Consider the following 241-nt stretch of genomic DNA (forward strand, 5'->3'; position numbering starts at 1 on the left):
ATCCGCAGCAGCGGTTGTTGCTGGAGTGCTCGTGGGAAGCGTTGGAGAGCGCCGGAATTGACCCGCTGTCACTACGAGGCTCGGCCACCGGTGTGTTCGCCGGAATGATGGACCCCGACTACGGATTGGGTCAGCCCCTGGATGCGTTGGAGGGCTATGGGGTGACCGGCAGTGCCACCAGTGTGACCTCGGGTCGGGTGGCGTATGTGTTGGGGTTGGAGGGGCCGGCGGTGTCGGTGGA

The 241-nt window shown here is 65.1% G+C and carries 1 protein-coding gene; it reads left to right on the forward strand.

The features are described 5' to 3' along the window. Positions 1-241, forward strand: a 241-nt coding sequence (locus BST12_RS30190; protein WP_139802144.1) for a beta-ketoacyl synthase N-terminal-like domain-containing protein, incomplete at both ends; no start/stop codon positions are given.

It is taken from the genome of Mycobacterium angelicum, assembly GCF_002086155.1.
Taxonomy (GTDB): Bacteria; Actinomycetota; Actinomycetes; order Mycobacteriales; family Mycobacteriaceae; genus Mycobacterium; species Mycobacterium angelicum.